The organism is Selenomonas bovis DSM 23594, assembly GCF_000381005.1.
GTDB classification, from domain to species: domain Bacteria; phylum Bacillota; class Negativicutes; order Selenomonadales; family Selenomonadaceae; genus Selenomonas_C; species Selenomonas_C bovis.
The window spans coordinates 1-5,842 of the sequence record NZ_KB908433.1 but is presented as its reverse complement, the minus strand read 5'-3'; the positions used below and the strand labels follow the sequence as shown (position 1 = coordinate 5,842).

The 5,842-nt window shown below is 53.3% G+C and carries 8 protein-coding genes; all 8 read left to right on the top strand.

Going from position 1 to position 5,842, the window contains the following annotated elements:
* Positions 1–288 precede the first annotated feature (288 nt).
* Positions 289–438, top strand: a complete 150-nt coding sequence (locus tag F599_RS15685; RefSeq protein ID WP_019543901.1) for a hypothetical protein — start codon at positions 289–291, stop codon at positions 436–438.
* Between the two features lie 24 nt (positions 439–462).
* Complete coding sequence (locus F599_RS15680) at positions 463–681, top strand: hypothetical protein (RefSeq protein ID WP_026327998.1); 219 nt, start codon at positions 463–465, stop codon at positions 679–681.
* Positions 671–1,357, top strand: a complete 687-nt coding sequence (locus F599_RS0112820) for a flavodoxin family protein (RefSeq protein ID WP_026327997.1) — start codon at positions 671–673, stop codon at positions 1,355–1,357. Before F599_RS15680 ends, F599_RS0112820 begins: the two co-directional genes overlap by 11 nt.
* 68 nt (positions 1,358–1,425) lie before the next feature.
* Positions 1,426–1,659 carry a hypothetical protein gene (locus F599_RS0112815; RefSeq protein WP_019543898.1) on the top strand — a complete coding sequence of 78 codons (234 nt, stop codon included), beginning with the start codon at positions 1,426–1,428 and terminating at the stop codon, positions 1,657–1,659.
* 44 nt (positions 1,660–1,703) lie between these two features.
* Positions 1,704–2,318, top strand: coding sequence for a DUF4405 domain-containing protein (locus F599_RS0112810; protein ID WP_244869354.1), 615 nt, complete (start codon positions 1,704–1,706; stop codon positions 2,316–2,318).
* Positions 2,315–2,959 (top strand): flavodoxin, encoded by a 645-nt coding sequence (locus F599_RS0112805; RefSeq protein WP_019543896.1) that lies wholly within the window; start codon positions 2,315–2,317, stop codon positions 2,957–2,959. The genes F599_RS0112810 and F599_RS0112805 overlap by 4 nt, the downstream gene beginning before the upstream one ends.
* A 286-nt stretch (positions 2,960–3,245) precedes the next feature.
* Complete coding sequence (locus tag F599_RS0112800) at positions 3,246–3,695, top strand: cell division protein SepF (protein WP_244869353.1); 450 nt, start codon at positions 3,246–3,248, stop codon at positions 3,693–3,695.
* Between the two features lie 372 nt (positions 3,696–4,067).
* Positions 4,068–5,504: a beta-Ala-His dipeptidase gene (gene pepD / locus F599_RS0112795; RefSeq protein ID WP_019543894.1), complete on the top strand. Its 1,437-nt coding sequence runs from the start codon at positions 4,068–4,070 to the stop codon at positions 5,502–5,504.
* Positions 5,505–5,842: the final 338 nt, after the last annotated feature.

The following is a 5,842-nucleotide window of genomic DNA, read 5'->3' as shown; positions in this document are numbered from 1 at the left end:
AGCCTGAAACAGAACAGTGCAAAAAACGAGGCGATCGGTGACCGCCTGTTTCTTGTACTGTTTTTTATGCCATGATTATCGCCAGTGTCAGATGACCGTGATTGAGGTCAAAGAAAACGGGGCTATCCGCACGAAAATGCTTTCGTGAGACAGCCCCACTTTTTTGACAAGCATTTTATAAGAAAAATGTATGACGCAAGCTAAGGCATAAGCATTTTACATTGTGATGCAGAGCAGGTAAGATAAGAGTAGCAGGGTACGGAGATAAGAACTGGGAGGAAAATAGAAATGAAGAAAAATATTGGTAAAGCCTTGACCCTGTATCCAGCACCGCTCATCGTTGTCGGCAGCATGGTCGATGGCAAGCCGAATTGGACGCTCGTCGCGCATGCAGGCATCATGCGCGCGCATGAATCGCAACGGTCAGTGACGGCATGAGGGAAGCATAAGGGTGTGAAATCAATGGAACGCAGATATCAACAGGGAATCTATGAGGCCGATGCCTGCCGATGCGAGCTTTCGTCGTTGCCAGATGATGCTGCGCGCATCTGCTTTCTCAAGCGTCATCGACGCAAGCTTCTGACTTCCTTGCATGAGGCGCAGAAAAGGCTCTCCTGTATTGACTACATGCTCTATGAGCTGGAACAGAAACAGAAGGAATGTGGCGCGGATGAAACGTAGGGAATTCTTGAAACTGACCGGTATGGGAGCCATGACGGTGTTCCTCAGTGGCTGCGGTCTTTCGGCGCTGACGGGACAGGAAAAGAATGCTTCGGGCGTGGCAGTGCACGCGAAAGGCGAGATTTCAGGAGGTAAAGCAATGAAAATTGTTGTAATTACGAGCAGTCCTCATTCACATGATGAATCAACATCCATCTATCTGGCTGACCGCTTCACGAAGGGCGCGGCGCAGGCTGGTCATGAGGTGTTCACCTTTGACGCGGCCAACAGCGAGACGCATCCATGCCGTGGCTGCGATCAGTGCCATATGGATGGTTCGTGCATCTGGAAGGACGACATCGAGAACGACTTGATGCCGAAGATGCTCGAGGCAGATCTGCTCGTGTTGACGACGCCGCTCTATTACTTCGGCATGTCGGCACAGCTCAAGACAATTGTTGACCGCTTCTACTCGCGGACGGGCAGGCTGCACGGCAAAAAGTCCATCCTGATGGCGACGGCTTATAACCGTGACGATTGGACGATGTCAGCACTCGTCGATCACTACGACACACTGGTTCGCTATATGGAATGGCAGGACGTCGGCAAGGTGCTCGGTATCGGCTGCGGTTCGCGCTCGCTGGTCGAACATTCCAAGTTCGGTGATATGGCGGAGACGATGGGGAGGAATCTATAAAAACATTTGACCGGCAGCGACAACCGGCTGCTAGGTTGAGGAGGCAGGGACTTTCGGGAGGAGATGTCATGATCGTGAATGAGAGGAAAAGTGTTTGGCTGGGGGCACTGGCCATGTTACTCGTTTTCTCTGGCCTTGTCTATGGCTGGAGCAGCTTGGACGCTGCATGGCAACGGGAATATGTTTCAGAGGAAGATTACATACGCATGTCGCAGGAGATTGTCCAGCAGAGTCTGCTCGCAGATGTGCCGTGTACAGACGAGGTGTGTCCGGCACGAGAGGGAAAAGTGGTGAAACCATGAGATACGGGCTGGATATCCTGATGTTGCTTCTGCTAGTTGCAGAGATGACGTTCTTCTATCTGCCGCCGCTGCTGCACGAGGCCGTGGGTGTGACGTTCTTGCTGCCGATTGCGGGGCATCTCACGCTCAACCGGCGTTATGTCTCCTCTTTGAGCCGCGGGCAGTGGCATGGACCGCGCGTGCTCAGGCTTTTGCTGAATCTTTTGCTCGCTGCGGCCTGTCTTGTGACGGTCATCAGCGGCTGTCTGATCTCGAGTGAGCTGTTTGCAGATATCGTACCATTCTCGCTGCGTAGCAAGCCGCTGCTCTATCAGCTGCACAGTGCGGCAGCGCGGTATTTCCTGGTGCTTGCGGGGCTTCATTTCGGTTTGCAAAGAAAGGCGTGGTGGCAGAAATGGCTGCATTTGGCTGGCATTACCGCGAGAACCTTTCCAGCGCAGGCGTTCTTGGGTGGTCTCGCCGTGATACTCGGAGCGGTGGGCTTCTATGCTGCGCAGCAGGATCGTCTGCTGGGACACTTGCAGGGCGCGCATATCTTCATGACGCCGTCACTCTCGTATAGCGGCGTAGGTTACGTCTTGATACAGGTCAGCATCTTTTTATTGTTTGCCGAAATTGGTTGGCTTTTATCGCTTTGGAAAGGAGCGCGGTTACGATGAATCGCAGAGAATTTTTGAAAATCGGCAGCATGGGTATGATGGCAGTGGCGCTGGCAGGCTGCGGCTTTTCTGCGCCCGCTGGGAACATCTCCGGTCAGGCGGCAGGCAGCGCTGGCAGCAGAGCGAGAACTGCTGGGGAGGCGGCAAGGTCCGGCAGCAAGACACTGGTCGTCTACTATTCGGCGACGGGACGTACGGAGCGTGTGGCTAAGGTCATCGCCAAAGAGCGTCAGGCAGACATCGTGAAACTCGTGTCCTTGCCGGATTACACAGAGGCCGACCTCGACTACAATAACACGACCAGCCGCGTGAGCCGTGAGCATGACGATGACGCACTGCGCGAGAAGATCCAGCTCGAGAAGGCAGTTCCAGACAACTGGTCGTCCTACGATACGATTTTTATCGGCTACCCGATTTGGTGGGGCATTGCAGCTTGGCTGGTCGATGCCTTTGTCAAGGCCAATGATTTTACGGGAAAACACGTTGTGACGTTTGCGACGGCGTATAGTTCGCCACTCGGTAACAGCGGCAAGCTGCTCTCTGAAATGGCCGGGGGTAAAGGACAGTGGCAGGATGGCATCTGTTTTACTGGGAGTCTCAGCGAGGATAAGGTCAGAGAATGGGTGAAATCGCTCGAGTAAATGTGGAGGAAACCAGATCGCCTGCCATCCATCGGTGTAGCTCCGTCTATGACGATAGATTGTTTTGCAGGACGATACACCACATCCATGTCAATTGCTAGAGGTTCGTTTTCAATGATTCGCGTGGAAATATGAATGTTTTTTTGCAATCTCGAAAAGAATATGTTATTATATTGGTTAGTTACATGGGGAATTGTGCGCAATGATGTGGAGGACGATGGATATGGATTTGAAAGCATGGACGAAAAAAATCACAGATGTTCTGATGCCTCTGGAGTCTGTAGACGTGGAAGATGAAGGTCGTCTCGGGGAAGAGACCGTCGTTTCTATGCCGCGGCAGGCGAGCCGGGCGGAGGCCGTAGATGAAGAGGAACTCAAGGTGGCGAATGGCGGGACGGTTCGTGTCTCCTCGTCTTACCGTGGTACTGCTTCCCAGAAATCGGCACGTCGTCCGCAGCTCACGGTGCATTCGGCACCGCAGCTCAAGGTACGCGTCTATGTACCGACGAATTTTGACGAGGTCACGGGGATCGCGGATGATCTCAAGGCCAGGATGGCAGTCATCGTGAACTACGAGAAGGTCGAGGCAGAGGAGCAGCGCAGGATTTGCGATTTCGTCAATGGTGCCTGCTATGTATCGGATGGCGGCGCGAAACGCATCTCGGATTACATTGTCCTTTATGTGCCGGAGGGGATTGATGTTTCCGAGGCTATGTCAGTTGCCGTGCTGAAGTGATTTTTCATTAATGATGTTTCATGGCCGCTGATTTCTCCGGTATATTGTATCTGAGCATTTCTCGATGCATTTGTTTTCGTTTGCTTTGATCCTTGTGGCTTTGATTTGCGAGAGAACGAGCATGGCTATATGAGCTTGACTGTCTTTATAATGTTCGATGTTCTTTTGAGTATGGGAAGAAGCGGAGCGGTCACTTGATTGCTTCGCTTTTTTGTTTGTTGGTTTGGCGTAAAGACAGTGTGTCAGCGGCGACAGGCGATGCGGATGCTCGTGGTGTGAGATGCTCCCATGAATTGGGAGTTTTGTTTTTTTAACATGTAGTGAGAAATACGAAAATAGATAGATTTTGGTTATGTGTGGAGGTTACGAACAATGACGATTGTCGATGGTGTACTCGCTGAGTTTGAAAAATTAGCAGCGATTCCGCGCAAGAGCGGAGAAGAGAAGGCGGTGAGCGACTTCCTGAAATCGTATCTGACGGAGCAGGGGTTCCATGTCGTTCAGGATGAGGTGAATAACATTATCGCGGATGCACCGGCGACACCCGGTTGCGAGCAGGCGCCGCGCACGATTTTGCAGGGACACATGGATATGGTCTGCGTCGCGGAGGATGGCTATGCCTATGATCCGCTGCGTGATCCCATCAAGCTCGTGCGCAGCGAGAAATATCTCGAAGCCGAGGGAACGAGTCTCGGCGCGGATGATGGCATCGGTGTGGCTGAGGGCATCTATCTGTTCAAAAATGCCAAGGAGCATGGCCCGCTGAGGCTGATCGTAACGGTGGATGAGGAACGCGGTATGACGGGGGCGATTCACCTTGCGCCGGAGCATCTGACGGATGCACAGTTTCTCATCAATTGCGATTCTGAGAATTACGATGAGCTCACGGTCGGCAGTGCGGGCAGCGTCGATATTACGTTCGAGCGGGCACTGCAGCACGAGCCGTCGCCAGCGGGCACAGCCTACCGGCTCAGTGTCGGCGGTTTGCTCGGCGGTCATTCCGGCGAGCGCATCGGCGATGGTCGCGGCAATGCATTGCGGACGCTGGCGTTTCTGCTGCAGGCGCTGTCACAGCATGGAGCGGTCGCCGTGGCGGATTTTCACGGCGGGAAGGCGCATAATGCGATTCCAGATACGGCAGAGGCAGTATTCGTAACAGCCATCCCCAAGGAGGAGATTTCCCAGATTCTCACGGCGGAGAAGGAGAAGTTCCTCGCGATCTACGGCGCGGTGGATCCCAAGGTCGAGTTCGTCCTGCAGGAGACGGAAAAGCCTGCCGAGGTATTGAGAAAGGATACGGCGCAGGCGTTGCTGCAGCTGCTCACGCTCGTACATACGGGTGTTTTTGCGATGTCGACGGTCATCCCGACGCTGGTGGAGACGAGTGCGAATCTCGGTGTTGTGCGCATGACAGAGGGAAAAATTGCCGTGGAATATTTCCCGCGTTCCGCTGTGGATGGCAAGCTCGATGAGTTCATCTATGCGGCGAAAACGCTCGGCGAGATCTTGGGGTTCCGCGCTGTCATCGGCACGAAGTCTCCCGGCTGGAAAGAGAACAAGCAGAGCGTCCTCGCCAAGATGATGGCCGATATTTTCCAGGAGCAGAACGGCAAGCCGATGAAGGTGGAGACCATCCATGCCGGACTTGAATGCGGCTGGCATTTCGGCAAGCATCCCCAGCTGGATATGGTCTCCATCGGAGTGACCACTCAGGATATCCATAGCCCGAACGAGCGCTTGGTACTCGCTACGGTGGAGCCGCAGGTACGCCTCATAGAGGAGACGCTACGGCGGATTGCCCAGCGCTGAGTTTTATCATCTTGCCTCCATAAGGGATTGTCACATAAAGCAGAGAAGGGGCTGTCTCACGAAAGCATTTTCGTGCGGATAGCCCCGTTTTCTTTGACCTCAATCACGGTCATCTGACACTGGCGATAATCATGGCATAAAAAACAGTACAAGAAACAGGTGGTCACCAATCGCCTCGTTTTTTGCACTGTTCTGTTTCAGGCTGCTGCCGTAATTTGGATGAGGTGCACGCCTAATCGCTGTGCCTGTATTTTGCAATGCAATTTAAAAATGTTATGTGCCATTGCCAGCAGGATGGTTTCTGCCTCTACGTTGACATGCCCTTTTGTCAGGAAGCG

Excerpts from the sequence above, each read along its gene's own strand:
- F599_RS15685 (WP_019543901.1), top strand. The coding sequence starts at position 289 with ATGAAGAAAAATATTGGTAAAGCCTTGACCCTGTATCCAGCACCGCTC.
- pepD (WP_019543894.1), top strand. The coding sequence starts at position 4,068 with ATGACGATTGTCGATGGTGTACTCGCTGAGTTTGAAAAATTAGCAGCG.
- F599_RS0112805 (WP_019543896.1), top strand. The coding sequence starts at position 2,315 with ATGAATCGCAGAGAATTTTTGAAAATCGGCAGCATGGGTATGATGGCA.
- F599_RS0112815 (WP_019543898.1), top strand. The coding sequence starts at position 1,426 with ATGATCGTGAATGAGAGGAAAAGTGTTTGGCTGGGGGCACTGGCCATG.
- F599_RS15680 (WP_026327998.1), top strand. The coding sequence starts at position 463 with ATGGAACGCAGATATCAACAGGGAATCTATGAGGCCGATGCCTGCCGA.
- F599_RS0112810 (WP_244869354.1), top strand. The coding sequence starts at position 1,704 with ATGACGTTCTTCTATCTGCCGCCGCTGCTGCACGAGGCCGTGGGTGTG.
- F599_RS0112820 (WP_026327997.1), top strand. The coding sequence starts at position 671 with ATGAAACGTAGGGAATTCTTGAAACTGACCGGTATGGGAGCCATGACG.